The organism is Planococcus sp. TJ-301 (assembly GCF_058268475.1).
In genome coordinates this window covers 166,116-180,283 of sequence record NZ_JBZDOH010000001.1, presented here as the reverse complement: position 1 = coordinate 180,283, position 14,168 = coordinate 166,116, and the positions used below count along the sequence as shown (strand labels likewise).

Annotated in this window: 15 protein-coding genes and 1 tRNA gene; 2 read left to right on the top strand and 14 right to left on the bottom strand. The window is 46.4% G+C overall.

What is annotated here, in order from left to right:
- Positions 1–104: 104 nt before the first annotated feature.
- The 14 genes from clpX to AC4EHJ_RS00880 form a co-directional block, all read right to left on the bottom strand.
- Complete coding sequence (gene clpX / locus AC4EHJ_RS00945; protein ID WP_490973730.1) at positions 105–1,376, bottom strand: ATP-dependent protease ATP-binding subunit ClpX; 1,272 nt, start codon at positions 1,374–1,376, stop codon at positions 105–107.
- 172 nt (positions 1,377–1,548) lie between these two features.
- Complete coding sequence (gene tig / locus AC4EHJ_RS00940) at positions 1,549–2,862, bottom strand: trigger factor (RefSeq protein WP_490973729.1); 1,314 nt, start codon at positions 2,860–2,862, stop codon at positions 1,549–1,551.
- 102 nt (positions 2,863–2,964) lie between these two features.
- Positions 2,965–3,945 carry a tetratricopeptide repeat protein gene (locus AC4EHJ_RS00935; RefSeq protein ID WP_490973728.1) on the bottom strand — a complete coding sequence of 327 codons (981 nt, stop codon included), beginning with the start codon at positions 3,943–3,945 and terminating at the stop codon, positions 2,965–2,967.
- Between the two features lie 97 nt (positions 3,946–4,042).
- Positions 4,043–4,441, bottom strand: coding sequence for a transcriptional regulator Spx (spx, locus tag AC4EHJ_RS00930; protein WP_135500567.1), 399 nt, complete (start codon positions 4,439–4,441; stop codon positions 4,043–4,045).
- Positions 4,441–5,094, bottom strand: a complete 654-nt coding sequence (locus AC4EHJ_RS00925; protein WP_490973727.1) for a TetR/AcrR family transcriptional regulator — start codon at positions 5,092–5,094, stop codon at positions 4,441–4,443. Before AC4EHJ_RS00925 ends, spx begins: the two co-directional genes overlap by 1 nt.
- A 311-nt stretch (positions 5,095–5,405) precedes the next feature.
- A tRNA-Arg gene (locus AC4EHJ_RS00920) sits at positions 5,406–5,479 on the bottom strand.
- Between the two features lie 107 nt (positions 5,480–5,586).
- Positions 5,587–6,195: an XTP/dITP diphosphatase gene (locus tag AC4EHJ_RS00915; RefSeq protein WP_490973726.1), complete on the bottom strand. Its 609-nt coding sequence runs from the start codon at positions 6,193–6,195 to the stop codon at positions 5,587–5,589.
- Positions 6,192–6,941, bottom strand: coding sequence for a ribonuclease PH (gene rph, locus AC4EHJ_RS00910; RefSeq protein ID WP_490973725.1), 750 nt, complete (start codon positions 6,939–6,941; stop codon positions 6,192–6,194). Before rph ends, AC4EHJ_RS00915 begins: the two co-directional genes overlap by 4 nt.
- Before the next feature lie 81 nt (positions 6,942–7,022).
- Entirely contained in the window at positions 7,023–7,826 is an 804-nt protein-coding gene (gene racE / locus AC4EHJ_RS00905; protein ID WP_490973724.1) for a glutamate racemase, read from the bottom strand.
- An 18-nt stretch (positions 7,827–7,844) separates the two neighbouring features.
- Positions 7,845–8,297: a MarR family winged helix-turn-helix transcriptional regulator gene (locus AC4EHJ_RS00900; RefSeq protein WP_135500562.1), complete on the bottom strand. Its 453-nt coding sequence runs from the start codon at positions 8,295–8,297 to the stop codon at positions 7,845–7,847.
- Positions 8,298–8,371: 74 nt separating this feature from the next.
- A complete protein-coding gene (locus AC4EHJ_RS00895) occupies positions 8,372–8,839 on the bottom strand; it encodes an acyl-CoA thioesterase (protein ID WP_490973723.1) in 468 nt (155 codons plus the stop codon).
- A 361-nt stretch (positions 8,840–9,200) separates the two neighbouring features.
- On the bottom strand, positions 9,201–9,968 hold the full coding sequence (gene sdhB / locus AC4EHJ_RS00890) for a succinate dehydrogenase iron-sulfur subunit (RefSeq protein WP_490973722.1): 768 nt from the start codon (positions 9,966–9,968) through the stop codon (positions 9,201–9,203).
- A 24-nt stretch (positions 9,969–9,992) separates the two neighbouring features.
- Entirely contained in the window at positions 9,993–11,741 is a 1,749-nt protein-coding gene (sdhA, locus tag AC4EHJ_RS00885; protein ID WP_490973721.1) for a succinate dehydrogenase flavoprotein subunit, read from the bottom strand.
- Positions 11,742–11,786: 45 nt separating this feature from the next.
- Positions 11,787–12,401 (bottom strand): succinate dehydrogenase cytochrome b558 subunit, encoded by a 615-nt coding sequence (locus AC4EHJ_RS00880; protein WP_490975594.1) that lies wholly within the window; start codon positions 12,399–12,401, stop codon positions 11,787–11,789.
- Between the two features lie 196 nt (positions 12,402–12,597).
- On the opposite strand from AC4EHJ_RS00880, the gene AC4EHJ_RS00875 reads away from it, so the two are divergent.
- Positions 12,598–12,999: a DUF2507 domain-containing protein gene (locus AC4EHJ_RS00875; RefSeq protein ID WP_490973720.1), complete on the top strand. Its 402-nt coding sequence runs from the start codon at positions 12,598–12,600 to the stop codon at positions 12,997–12,999.
- Between the two features lie 169 nt (positions 13,000–13,168).
- Complete coding sequence (locus AC4EHJ_RS00870; RefSeq protein WP_490973719.1) at positions 13,169–14,161, top strand: glycosyltransferase family 2 protein; 993 nt, start codon at positions 13,169–13,171, stop codon at positions 14,159–14,161.
- Positions 14,162–14,168: the final 7 nt, after the last annotated feature.

Sequence of the window (14,168 nt, the reverse complement as noted above, 5' to 3'; positions counted from 1 at the left end):
GCGGAAGATCAATTGGCCGCTAAAGTCCGATTGGTCCACCAACTAACAGGGGGTTAAACTCCCCACTGATTGAAGTTTCACTTATATCCAGCTGTCATGCCGGATTATGCGGATGTTTTTTCGTTATTGCCTTCTTTAAATTCAGAGCCATCTTCCAAAATGAGTTTCGGCTGTGCTTTTTCAGTGATCGTTTCTTTTGTAATGACACATTCAACGATGTCTTCGCGAGAAGGCAAATCAAACATAACATCAAGCATCGTATTCTCGATGATTGAACGGAGTCCGCGTGCGCCGGTTTTGCGTTCAATTGCCAATTTCGCAATTTCAACCAAAGCGTCCGGTTCGAATGTCAATTCAACGCCGTCCAATTCCATCATTTTCTGGTATTGCTTGATCAATGCATTTTTTGGTTCAGTCAAAATCTGCACCAATGCGCCTTCGTCCAATTGCTCAAGGCTCGCCAATACCGGCAGACGCCCGATAAACTCAGGAATAAGGCCGAATTTCAGCAAATCTTCAGGAATCAATTGGCTAAGCAATGATTTGTCGTCCAATTCTTCTTTGTTCGGATCTGCACCGAAACCGATGATTTTACTGCCGAGGCGGCGTTTGATGATTTGTTCGACGCCGTCGAATGCTCCACCAACGATGAACAAGACGTTCGTCGTATCGATCTGGATGAATTCCTGATGAGGATGCTTGCGCCCTCCCTGTGGTGGCACGCTAGCAGTTGTTCCTTCAAGAATTTTCAGTAAAGCTTGCTGAACACCTTCACCTGAAACATCGCGTGTAATCGATGGGTTCTCGGATTTACGAGCCACTTTATCGATTTCATCGATGTAGATAATGCCTTTTTCAGCGCGTTCTACATCGTAGTCCGCTGCTTGGATCAATTTCAGCAAAATGTTTTCAACATCTTCGCCTACATAGCCAGCTTCAGTCAATGAAGTCGCATCCGCAATTGCGAAAGGCACGTTCAAGATGCGGGCCAAAGTCTGTGCCAGCAAAGTTTTCCCGCTGCCTGTTGGTCCGATCAAAACGATATTCGATTTAGACAATTCCACATCGTCGATTTTGCTCTGGGAATTAACGCGTTTGTAATGGTTGTAAACAGCAACAGCAAGCGATTTTTTCGCTTTTTCCTGGCCGATTACATAGCCGCCGAGAATGTCCATGATTTCTCTTGGTTTCGGGACTTCCTTGAACTCGACTGCTTCTTCCGTACCTAGCTCTTCTTCTACGATTTCCGTACAAAGCTCGATACATTCGTCGCAAATATATACACCTGGTCCTGCGACCAGTTTACGGACCTGTTCTTGCGGTTTTCCGCAGAAAGAACATTTTAAATGATCTTTTTCGTCATTGAATTTGAACAATGTATCCACCCCTATTCAAGCCATTATCTTACAAGATTATGCTCATTGTAGCAACTAATTAGAATTACTACAAAAAGTAAGCTCATATGTAGTACGGCATTTGCGTTGTTCTATGTAGAGTAAAACAAGGCGCGATTGCCGCGCCTTGTTTTAAGCCTTGCTTATGTGTTAATTATTCAGCGCTTGGAGCGTCTGCAACATCTGTTGTGATTTTAGCGTTTTCCACTAGGAATTCAACAGTATTCTGCATGCGGATGTCGTTTTCAAGCATCTCAGTGCCGCCAAGTGCAGTTTTGATTTTTTCAGTGTCCATGTTGAACTGGGAAGACATCTTCTCAAGTTCAGCATTGATGTCGTCAGAAGACACTTCCATGTTTTCTGCAGCAGCAATCGCTTCAAGAACCAATGATACGCGTACGCGTGTTTCTGCGTCGGTTTTCATTTGTTCGCGAAGTGCAGCCTCGTCCTGTCCAGAGAACTGGAAGTAAAGTTCAAGGTTCATGCCTTGCTGTGTCAAGCGTTGTTCGAAATCGCTCATCATGCGGTCAGTTTCTGAATCGACCATCGCTTGCGGGATGTCGATTGTTGCGTTTTCAGCCGCTTTTTGAACTAGTTCGTCGCGAAGTTGAGCGTCAGCGTTAGCTTTTTTCTCAGTCGCTAATGTTTCTTTCATTTTTGTGCGAAGAGCATCCAATCCTTCAACTTCAGGATCGATTTCTTTTGCGAACTCGTCATTAAGCTCTGGAAGTTCTTTAGATTTCACTTCGTTGATCTTCACTTTGAAAGTTGCAGCTTTTCCTGCAAGTTCAGCAGCGTGGTATTCGTCAGGGAAAGTAACCTCAACTTCTTTTTCTTCCCCTGTTTTAGCGCCGATCAATTGTGATTCGAAGCCTGGGATAAATGAATTCGAACCGATTTCAAGAGAATAGTCATCTCCTTGGCCGCCTTCGAATGCTTCTCCATCAACAAATCCTTCAAAGTTGATAACAGCAGTATCGCCTTCAACGATTGCTTCGTCTTCTTTGACAGCAAGTTCAGCGAAACGCTCTTGGTTTTCTTTCAATTGGTTTTCGATTTCTTCGTCAGTCACTTCAGCATCCTGTTGGGAAACTTCAAGGCCTTTGTATTCGCCAAGCTGAACTTCCGGTTTAACCGTCACTTTAGCTGTAAATACTAGAGGTTTGTTTTTCTCCATTGTTTCGATGTCGATTTCTGGACGGTCTACAGGGTTAATGCCTGCTTCTTCCACTGCGTTTGCGTAAGCGTCCGGCAAGATGAAATCCAATGCGTCCTGGTAAAGTGATTCTGTGCCGAAACGCTGTTCGAACATTTGGCGTGGCATTTTCCCTTTACGGAAACCTGGTACGTTAATTTCCTTAACGACTTTCTTGAATGCTTTGTCTAATCCTGCGTTTACTTGCTCCGCAGGCACTTCAATTGTAAGAGTTCCTGTGTTACCTTCTTGTTTTTCCCATTTTGCTGACATTTTATAAGCCCTCCAAACATTTTCTACAAAGTCATATTACGTTTTATACGATTTTTGACAACTTCCATATTATATCACACCTAGCGCCATGTTCAACTATTTCTACCCGTTGCGCAGCTCAAACCATTGTTCCGCGTGAAAAATGAGCGTTAAGAGCTCAGGCTCCACGGATTCCTTGGATTCTTCCGAAAACAACTTATCCAAATATCCCTTGTATGCGAACGCCACTTGTTCCGCGCTGAACGCTTCCCACATGAACGGATAAAACAAAAAAACATGCCGATCAAACAGCTCGAGCGCCATGTCTAGACGTGTCGGATCTTTTTGCATGGCGTCTTGCAGAATCGTTTTGACCGCAACAAGCTTGCTGTCATTTGCGGGATCGGGCAATTGTCGAATTAAATATGTTCCTTCAAAGCCGAATTTGTTAAGCCGGACCTCAGCGTCTATTTTTTCCTGATGCAGTTTGAATAATATGTATGTTTTCGCCAGCGAGTCCGTTTCCGGATGCTGGACCAGTTCAACCATGCTGCCTTTCATCACTTCTAACGAGCCAGTGGGCAGTTCGAGTACGCGCTGCTCCTGCTCAGCAGGCGGCAGCGCAACAAAATTCGCTGTTGTGTAAAGAATCGGATCGATTTTAACTGGTGCGGAGTTCGATGCGATGCGTTCGTTCAGCTCGCGCAATTGCTGGAATTGCTCCAGCCGTTCTTCCGGAAGTACCTTTTCTTCAATCAGCGCTTCAATCATTCGCTCCGCTTCGGCGAACTCCCGGACTTGCATCAGAATGCTTATGTATAATTCCATTGTTTCCAGATAATGCACAGGCCCTACTTTCAAGAGCTCCCTGCATACTTCAAGCGCTTCTTCGTATTCGCCAAGTTCAAATAAGCAATAAGCATATGCACCGAGCGCTCCCGGATGTTCAGGCTCGTAAGAAAGCACTTGGTACAGCTTATCGCGTGCACTGACATATTTTTCGTCTTTCAACAGGTTCATGCCTTCTGTCAACAGCACTTGCACCGTGTTCGGAAAAACAATGACATTGCCTTTCCGTTTCAGCTCCCTGTACTTTTTCCGCATACTAACACCCCATTTGTACTATTTATAATACCATAACGGGTTTTTGCGAGAAAACCAAACGTTGGTCTTCTGATCACATTTATTCGCAAGTTCCACCTCAATGGGGAATCGCTTTTAGCTTCTGGAATTGGCTGATACGGAACCAACGCGGCAAGAACTGTCGAATTTCGTCGTCGTTGTATCCGACTTGCAATTTTTTGCCGTCATGGAGGATCGGCAGACGCAAAATGCCCGGGTTTCCTTGAATGACTTCATACAGCTCCGGCATAGACAAGGTATCAAGGTCGACTTTCAGTTTTTTGATGGCGTAGGCTTTTTTCGAAATGATTTCCTCTGTGCCTTCATCCGTCAGCGACAAAATCTCCTGAATTTCTTCAACGGTAATCGGTGTGACCGAGATGTTTTTTTCAGTGTAAGGGATGTTGTATTCGTTGAGCCATGCAATCGCTTTCCGGCAGGAGGTGTTGCTCGTCGCGGTAAATAATTTCGCTTTCATCATGTCACATTCCTTTCGTTTAATGTGCCTTCCTTCATCTGTTTGATGATATCCGGGGGGAACAGCGTGCGGCAGAACACTTTCGCAAACTGCTGATAATCCACATCCAAGCCTTCGCTGTTGCGGACCTGTAATTTTTCGAGCAGCGACTGCAGGCACCATGTCAATGTTCCGATATCGATATCCGGCCACATGAGCCCTTTTCGCTGAAGCTTTTGAAGATGCTGCAGCACTTTTTTATGCATATGTGCTTTTGCGTCTTTGACTACGGCTGCCAGTTCGGCATCGCGAATCATCAGCTCCGGCATCAGTTTTCTTAAATTCGATTCGTTCATTTTGTGGTAATGCATTTCAAGGCGCCCAGCCAATAGCTTTTCGGGATCGCCGCTTTTCCATTCGAGATCAAGCGGCATGATGTCTTCCAGCTGATTTTCTATGAGCGACATCAATAATTGCCGCTTGTCTGAGAAATATCGGTAAAATGTGCCGGTGGCAACATGGGCTCTCGCAGCAATCTCTTTTGCCGTCGTGTGTTCGTAGCCCTTTTCGATAAAGAGGGATTTGGCACTTTCGATCAATGCCTCCCTTTTTAGCTTTGATCGTTGTTGTTTCGGAAATGTCGGAAAATCTCCGACTAAATTATCGTTCGGCATTTCGTCACCTCTAGTACTTAGAATAACACGCTCGCGCGCAAAACATGAACTCAGGTTCATGTTTCAGGAGCGTTTATTTTCAATCTTTTTCACATTTTCGCCATTTTATGCGAAAGCTCTTTACCGCTCCTGCAAAGATTAGATGTTTGCGGTTCGACCTCCTTTTCCAGAAGTTAAATTTACTTTTATTTTAACATTATTATTCTGAATATTCCGCACCCTTAAAATTATTTTTTCAGCAATAGGAAAACCCCTCCGATCCAAAATGGATCAAAGGGGTTTGCCATATTATTATGTAGTCATTTCTATAACGTCCCAGGAGAGATTCGAACTCCCGACCGACGCCTTAGAAGGGCGTTGCTCTATCCAGCTGAGCTACTGGGACATGGCTTTCTTTTGGAATAGATTCTCCAACGAAAGACAATTTTAATTATAGAAATGATTTCATAAAAAGTCAATGCTATTTTGCAAAAACATTAAATTGATTTTCTGCTATTCTTTAAAGCCGTTGAGCAACTTTGACAACGACAGTTGCATTTCTCTCATGGCATTGCCGCGATGCGAAATGGCCGCTTTTTCCTGTGGCTGCAGCTCAGCCAATGTCCGTCCCTCAGATGGTACCCAGAAGATCGGGTCATAGCCGAAACCATTTTCGCCAAAGCGTTCTTCAATAATATAGCCTTCGCAAGAACCCGAGAATGTCTTCGTTTCTTTGCCGGGAACCGCAATTGCAAGAACGCACCTGAAACGCGCATGGCGTTTTTCTTCCGGAATGCCTTTCATTTTCTCGAGCACTTTGTCGATATTGGCGCTGTCGCTTCTTTCGCCGCCAGCATAGCGCGCTGAATAAACGCCAGGTTCGCCGTTCAATGCATCAATTTCCAGTCCGCTGTCGTCTGCGATTACGGCTGTGTTGAGGAGTTTCGCAACGGTTTCCGCTTTTAGGATGGCATTTTCTTCAAAAGTGGTGCCTGTTTCTTCGACGTCAATTTCTTCTGCGATGTCGCGCAATGTCAAAACTTCATAGCCATATGGACGGAACAGTGCTTCAAAATCCTTTGCCTTGCCCAAGTTTTGTGTTGCAATGATCACTTGTTTCATAGGTTAGAATTCACCTCTTCCCCGACCCGGAGAGCAATACTCCCGAGTGCCTGTTTTTGCATTTCAATCAACTGTCTAATGCCTGCTTCGCCAAGGTCCAGCAATTCGTTGAGTTGTGCGCGGGTGAATGTCGACTCTTCCCCGGTGCCCTGCAATTCGACGAAATGGCCCGCCCCTGTCATAACCAGGTTCATATCCACTTCTGCCGTAGAATCCTCGACATAGTTCAAATCCAGGATGGCACCAATTTCATCATCGATGCCTACGCTTGTCGCCGCCAGGAAGTCTGTTACCGGGAAAGCCGGCAAGTCCAATTCCCCGATCGCCATCGTCATAGCAACGAAAGCGCCAGTAATGGAAGCCGTACGCGTTCCGCCGTCAGCCTGGATGACATCACAATCAATCCAAAGCGTGCGTTCTCCCAGCTTTTCCAAATCAACTACAGCGCGGAGTGCACGGCCGATCAAGCGCTGAATCTCCATCGTGCGTCCACCCACTTTGCCTTGCGACGATTCACGGCGATTGCGTGAATTGGTCGCACGTGGCAGCATCGAATATTCGGCAGTGACCCAGCCCTTGCCTTGGCCTCTTAAAAACGGTGGGACCTTCTCCTCAATCGTTGCCGTACAAATCACTTTCGTCTGTCCAACTGTAATCAGGACCGACCCTTCTGGATGTATCAAATACTCTGTATCCATCTGCACCGGTCGCAGTTCGCCCGTATGTCTGCCATCAATTCTATTCATTTAAATTTCCTCCTCAACTCTACATCATTAGATTACCATATTTGCGGAAGCTCGACCAAAAAAACCTGGCGGCGTAAGCCGTCAGGTTTTGGGAAAACGTATGGAATGGACGAATGGTTCTTCAATGCCAAGCCATTTCCGGATAATTGACCGGAAGATGGGAATCGATCCAGACGTATAGAAATGGTGGACTGGCGGCTTGGTGCGATTTGAAAGCTCGCCTTTGAAGCGCAAGTGGCGCTCAACGTCTTTCGCTGTCTCCTCGGCGGATGACAACACTTTCACCCCACTGCCAAACACACCTTCGATAAAGTCTTGCAGCAACGGGTAATGGGTGCAGCCCAAAATAGCTGTGTCAAAAACTTCCCCTTCAAGCTGGGACAATGTTTCCTTCACCATTTTGCGGGCAAATTCCCCTTCGTACTCATCACTTTCCACGAGCGGAACAAATCTCGGGCACGCCAATTGAACAACATTCGACGAAGAAACGAGCGACTTCACAGCTTTTTCGTAAGCGCCGCTCTGGACAGTCCCAAGCGTGCCAAGGACCGCAATATTCTTCCCCGGAGAAGATTTGATGGCTGCGCGGGCTCCTGGAAAAATGACACCGATTACGGGAATCGGCAGTTTTTTCTGAAGGGAGTCCAACGCTGCAGCAGTTGCTGTATTGCACGCAATCACCAGCATCTTGATTTTTTTCTTCATCAGCGCCTGTGCCATCTGCCACGTAAACTTCTTCACTTCTTGCAGTGAGCGGGGTCCGTATGGGCAGCGCGCATTGTCGCCTATATAGAAAATCTGTTCATTCGGCAATAATTTCATTATTTCCTTGGCTACGGTCAGTCCGCCTACCCCGGAATCGATAACACCTATGGGCGCATTCATGTTCAAATCACCACTATCCTATTTCATGTTTGTATGGAGCTTCTCAAGAAGCATTGAAAATTGCCCTGCTTCTTCTTCGCTGAAATTGGCCAGCACATTTTCCAAGTAATCCTGGCGCTTTTTAATCACTTCTTCAATGATCCGTTCGCCCTCTTTTAAAAGCTTGATGCGGACAACACGACGGTCCTGCTCTTCGCGGATGCGCACCACAAGTTCATTCTTTTCCATGCGGTCCACTAAGTCAGTTGTTGTGCTGAACGCCAGGTACATCTTGTTGGAAAGATCTCCGATTGTCATATCCCCGTGCTCAAAAAGCCATTGCAAAGCAATAAACTGCGGCGGTGTAATGGTATAGGAATTCAAGATTTCGCGGCCTTTTTGCTTAATGATGCCCGAAATGTAACGAAGTTCTTTTTCCATAAACGCTACCCGTTCCGGGTCATGGAGATTTTGTTTGGCATTTTCATTCATAGAATTCAACACTCCTTGGCTAAGTATCCTTCTCTCTATAGTGAAGGTTTTTTATGGATATGGCAAGAATCCGCTTATTTTTTTGTTGATATTAACCTTTTTGCTGTAAATAATTGCTTTTCCTCTTGGGTCCATGGATGGCCTTTGCCCGTATCTTTTGAGATCTGGACCATGATGCCGCGTCCCGTGAAACAAGACTGTCCCGCTTCATTGGTCACCCAATAATGGATATCGACCGAAGAATTGCCAACTTTCTCTGCTTTTACATGGACCGCCAATGTTTCATCGAAAAAGACCTGCTGCACGTAATCTACTTGCATATCCGCCACTACCGGCATCAATCCATCGCCTTTAGCCAGCCAGTTTTGCATAAGACCGAGGCTTTTCAAATATTCGATGCGAGCGAATTCGAAATACGTGATGGGTACCGTATTATTGACGTGCCCGAACATATCGGTTTCCGAAAATCGGACTTGCACCGGCACAGAAAAGTCGAATCCATTTTGCCAGTTTTCTCGATCTACTATGTAATTCGCTTTCATTTCAAGTCCTCCATTGCACTTTGTTTTCTTAGTATAGCAAATAATGGTCTATTGGGGACATGCAGCTAAAAATAGATAGAAAAAAACCCCGCATAAGCAGGGTCTATCTTTTTCAATGTCTAGCTCCAACAGCCAGGTTCTTGGGTCATAAGCCAATCCAGCTGTGCGGCAAAGAACGCCACTTCGCTGGCCTGTCTTATGCCTTTCGAACCTAAACGGCCGTTTCCGCTTTTCATTGTCTAGCTCCAACGGCCAGGTTCTTGGGTCATAAGCCAACCCAACTGTGCGGCAAAGAACGCCACTTCGCTGGTCTGCCTTATGCCTTTCGAACCTAAACGGCCGTTTCCGCTTTTCATTTCAATCAAACATTATTATCGCTTCCGAAGAAGTTGCGGAACATTTGAACCGTTGTGTCGCGGTTCAATGCTGCGATTGAAGCTGTCAAAGGAATTCCTTTAGGGCAAGATTCAACACAGTTTTGAGAGTTGCCGCATCCGCCAAGACCGCCTTCACCCATGATTGAGTTTAAACGCTCATCACGGTTCATGGCACCTGTCGGATGGGCATTCATAAGACGCACTTGTGAAAGTGGCGCCGGTCCGATGAAGTCGGATTTATCGTTGACGTTCGGGCATGCTTCTAAGCATACGCCGCAAGTCATGCATTTTGATAATTCGTATGCCCATTGGCGTTTCCGCTCAGGCATCCGCGGGCCTTCGCCCAAATCATGCGTGCCATCGATTGGCACCCATGCTTTAACTTTTTTCAGCGAGTCGAACATACGGCTGCGGTCGACGATCAAGTCGCGGACTACAGGGAATGTTTTCATAGGCTGAAGGCGAATCGGCTGTTCCAATTGGTCGACAAGCGCCGTACAAGATTGGCGAGCTTTGCCATTGATGACCATAGAACAAGCTCCACAAACTTCCTCAAGACAGTTCATGTCCCATGTTACCGGGGTTGTTGTTTTCCCTTCCATGTTGACAGGGTTGCGTCGGATTTCCATCAATGCCGAGATGACATTCATGTTTGGACGATATGCTAATTCGAACTTCTCCCAATACGAATTTTCATCCGTAGAGTTTCTGCGTTCGACTTCAAATATAACCGTTTTTGCTGCTTCACCCATGGTAAATTAGCTCCTTTCTAAGTGCTATGCTTTCGCTGAATAGTCACGTTTACGCGGCGGAATCAATGAAAAGTCAACTTCTTCGTAATGGAAGATCGGCGCATCGTAGCCATTGAATTTCGCCATTGTCGTTTTCAAGAATTCCTCATCATTACGCTCCGGGAAGTCCGGTTTGTAATGGGCGCCGCGGCTTTCGTTGCGCATAAGCGCTCCGATAGTGATAGCTCGTGCTAAATGCAGCATATTTTTCAACTGACGCGTGAACATTGCGCCCTGGTTGCTCCAAAGTTGAGTATCAGTGATGTTGATGTGATTGAAACGCTCCAGCAATTCCTGGATTTTTTCATCCGTTTTTTGCAGGCGGTCATTGTAGCGTACAACTGTTACGTTGTCCGTCATCCACTCGCCAAGCTCTTTATGCAGGACATATGCATTTTCCGTACCGTTCAACGCAAGAATTTCTTCCCATTTGCGCTGCTCTTCCACTTGGGCTCTGTCGAAGATATCCGATGGAAGGTCTTCAGCCAAAACGTCCAAGCCTTTCATGTACTGGATTGCATATGGCCCTGCTACCATTCCGCCATAGATAGCGGACAATAGAGAGTTTGCGCCCAAACGGTTTGCACCGTGCTGGGAGTAATCGCATTCGCCTGCCGCAAGAACGCCAGGGATGCTTGTCATTTGATGGTCGTCAACCCACAGGCCGCCCATTGAATAATGAACTGCCGGGAAGATCTTCATCGGTACTTTGCGTGGATCGTCACCAGTGAATTTCTCGTAAATTTCAATGATTCCGCCAAGCTTAACATCCAATTCATGCGGGTCTTTATGGGAAAGATCCAAGTAGACCATGTTTTCGCCATTGATCCCAAGTTTCTGGTTAACGCAGACATCGAAGATTTCCCGCGTCGCGATATCACGCGGTACCAGGTTTCCGTATGCCGGATATTTTTCTTCCAGGAAGTACCAAGGCTTGCCATCTTTATAAGTCCAGATACGGCCGCCTTCTCCACGCGCTGATTCTGACATCAAGCGCAGTTTATCGTCGCCTGGGATTGCCGTCGGGTGAATTTGGATAAATTCGCCGTTCGCATAATAAGCTCCTTGCTGATAAACGATTGAAGCAGCTGATCCTGTGTTGATAACAGAGTTCGTTGATTTACCGAAGATGATTCCAGGTCCGCCAGTTGCCATGATAACGGCATCCGCGCGGAACGCACGAATTTCCATTGTCGACATGTTTTGGGCTGTAATCCCTTTGCTGACGCCTGCATCATCAAGGACTAGGCCAAGGAATTCCCATCCTTCGTATTTCGTTACAAGCCCAGCTACTTCAAAGCGCCGAACTTGCTCGTCCAAAGCGTAAAGCAATTGCTGGCCAGTTGTTGCACCTGCGAAAGCTGTTCTGTGGTACATCGTGCCGCCGAAACGGCGGAAGTCCAAAAGGCCTTCAGGCGTACGGTTAAACATGACGCCCATGCGGTCAAGCAAACGGATGATTTCCGGTGCAGCATCTGTCATCGCTTTAACCGGTTTTTGGTTAGCCAGGAAATCGCCGCCGTAAACGGTGTCATCAAAGTGAATGTCAGGGGAATCCCCTTCACCTTTTGTATTTACCGCTCCATTGATCCCGCCCTGCGCACAAACCGAGTGAGATCTTTTTACAGGAACGATTGAGAATAGGTCGACGGGTGAGCCTGCTTCTGCCGCTTTAATAGCAGCCATCAAGCCGGCAAGGCCGCCTCCTACGATAGTAAGTTTGCCTTTCGCCATTATGGTATTCACTCCTCTTTTAGTTCACCAATAATCGAAATTTTATTAAACGAACGCGAGTAGCGCTCTGATGCCGATAATAGACAAGACGACAAATACAAGCAACGTGAAGTACGTTGAGTATTTCTGTGCCTTTTCAGACTGCGTGATTCCCCAAGTAACCAGGAATGACCATAGGCCGTTCGCCAAGTGGAACGTCGCTGCCATAACACCCAAAATGTAGAATACCACCATAGCTGGGTTGTCGAGGATGTTTGCCATCATGTTGAAATCTGCCTCAGCTGCATTGCCGATAGCGACTTGGAAGCGTGTTTCAAACACGTGCCAAGCGATGAAGATTACCAGGAAAATCCCTGTATAGCGCTGTGCCACGAACAATGTGTTGCGCATGTAGCTGTAATGCCCCACATTATTTCTCGAAGTGAACGCTATGTATAACCCGTAGAACGCATGATACATCAACGGCAAATAAATAACGAAGATCTCCAAGAAGATTACGAACGGCAAGCTCGCCATGAAATGGGAAGCTGTGTTAAACGCTTCCTCGCCTTGTGTCGCAAAATGGTTGACGATTAAGTGCTGCGTCAAGAACAATCCGATTGGAATGATTCCCAATAGTGAGTGCAGCCTGCGCATTAAAAATTCTCGATTATCCAAAATTTTACCTCCCTTAGGCGTTAATGGGCAGCAAAAAGAGCAATCGATATGTTACGAAAGCATCCATTGACTGCAATTATCATCATGATACAATAATATGACATATTTATTGTACTCCGCACCATTAGGAGCGTCAAGGCAACTAGCCTTATTCCAGCAGTTCCATCCTGTAATTTATTATACTGAAAGTGGGTTCAATATGACTGTCACAGACACAGATTTTAACGGCCAATTCGGCCAGGAAGTTCTTCGGAATCACGTGATTCCTGATATTCTCGGGCGCCACGAAGCGGACATCCTTTACTGGGCCGGCAAATCGCTGGCCCGCAAATTCCCGCTCGCGACGATGGACGACGCACCGGACTTTTTCCGCCAAGCCCATTTTGGGGAGCTGAAAATTGAACGGTCATCCAAGGGCGAAACCGCCTTCCACCTTGCTGCGCCTGGGTTGGAGCAGCGCTGCTTCAAGCTTGAAGCCGGATTTTTGGCACAGCAAAAACAGAATATTGACGGTTTTATGACAGAAGCTTTTGACGAGTCTCTGGGCAAGAAAAAAGGCATCCGCATCACATTAAAAACAGACCTTCGCGATAAGGTCTGAAACTGCCTGAGATCTTAGGTACAGGTTTTTTCTCCTGCTGTTCCTTTTAGCCTAAGAACAACGGCTCTTCCGGAATCCGTTATTTAATTGTAGTGTGAAATCAGAATAGTTCAGGTAATTCACACTTTAATCCATATCCTGGATAAGCATTTTTCGAAGGGGATATTTAATGACAAATATTTTAATTACTATTGGCATTCCGGTTTACAATGGCGAACGCCATATCCACAGCTGCATTGATTCTATCCTGAAACAGACGATGCCACAGGATGGGATTGAAATCATCGTTGTCAATGACGGTTCCACAGACCTTACAGCCGCTGTATTGGATTCCTATTCCATCCAGCATTCCAATATCCGAACCATTCACCAAACCAATACCGGTGGACCCGGCGCACCGCGCAATACAATCATTTCGGAAGCTCGAGGAGAATACATTTTCTTTGTCGATGCTGACGACTTCCTTGGGGAAGAAGCACTCGAGCGCATGCACCGGATGGCTGTAGACAACGGTTCCGATATCGTTCTTGGAAAGTTCATCGGCGTCAATGGCCGCGGCGTCGCCCAATCCATGTTCCATCACAACCAAACCAAAACGACCGCACTCCAATCCGATGTATTTGATGCCATAGGGCCGACTAAAATGTTCCGCAAGGAATTCCTCCTCAAAAAAGGAATCCGCTTTCCGGTTGGCATCTGCACTGCCGAGGATCAGCCTTTCATGGTCCATGCCTATATTCTCGCTGACATCATTTCCATCGTTGCCGACTACCCTTGCTATTACGTCGTCAACCATTCCGATAAAGAACATGCTTCGATCATGCCTGCCTCCCCTTCCGATTATTACGGTACACTGGATCAATCGGTGCAGATCATCAAACGCTACATCAAAAACCAAGCACATCAAGATTTGCTGATTGCAAAATACTTGAAAAAAGAATTCACGACTGGACGCAGCGTTTCGTTGGCTTCCTCCATTATTAGCAAAGGTGAAAAGAAGGCCTGGCTCAGCGAATTGAACCGCTGCCTCTCCAGCTGGACCAATAAAAAAATCATCAGCCACCTTCCTGTCCCTTTGCAGCAGTTTGTAAGCTGCGCCAAGACGAATGACCTCCAGCAAGTGCTGGCATTTTTCTCTGACGACATCCCGGATGCCGGCTGAGAAGCAT

Coding starts and splice junctions, on each gene's coding strand:
- tig (WP_490973729.1), bottom strand. CDS start 2,862: ATGTCAGCAAAATGGGAAAAACAAGAAGGTAACACAGGAACTCTTACA.
- AC4EHJ_RS00935 (WP_490973728.1), bottom strand. CDS start 3,945: ATGCGGAAAAAGTACAGGGAGCTGAAACGGAAAGGCAATGTCATTGTT.
- spx (WP_135500567.1), bottom strand. CDS start 4,441: ATGAAAGCGAAATTATTTACCGCGACGAGCAACACCTCCTGCCGGAAA.
- AC4EHJ_RS00925 (WP_490973727.1), bottom strand. CDS start 5,094: ATGCCGAACGATAATTTAGTCGGAGATTTTCCGACATTTCCGAAACAA.
- AC4EHJ_RS00915 (WP_490973726.1), bottom strand. CDS start 6,195: ATGAAACAAGTGATCATTGCAACACAAAACTTGGGCAAGGCAAAGGAT.
- rph (WP_490973725.1), bottom strand. CDS start 6,941: ATGAATAGAATTGATGGCAGACATACGGGCGAACTGCGACCGGTGCAG.
- racE (WP_490973724.1), bottom strand. CDS start 7,826: ATGAATGCGCCCATAGGTGTTATCGATTCCGGGGTAGGCGGACTGACC.
- AC4EHJ_RS00900 (WP_135500562.1), bottom strand. CDS start 8,297: ATGAATGAAAATGCCAAACAAAATCTCCATGACCCGGAACGGGTAGCG.
- AC4EHJ_RS00895 (WP_490973723.1), bottom strand. CDS start 8,839: ATGAAAGCGAATTACATAGTAGATCGAGAAAACTGGCAAAATGGATTC.
- sdhB (WP_490973722.1), bottom strand. CDS start 9,968: ATGGGTGAAGCAGCAAAAACGGTTATATTTGAAGTCGAACGCAGAAAC.
- sdhA (WP_490973721.1), bottom strand. CDS start 11,741: ATGGCGAAAGGCAAACTTACTATCGTAGGAGGCGGCCTTGCCGGCTTG.
- AC4EHJ_RS00875 (WP_490973720.1), top strand. CDS start 12,598: ATGACTGTCACAGACACAGATTTTAACGGCCAATTCGGCCAGGAAGTT.
- AC4EHJ_RS00870 (WP_490973719.1), top strand. CDS start 13,169: ATGACAAATATTTTAATTACTATTGGCATTCCGGTTTACAATGGCGAA.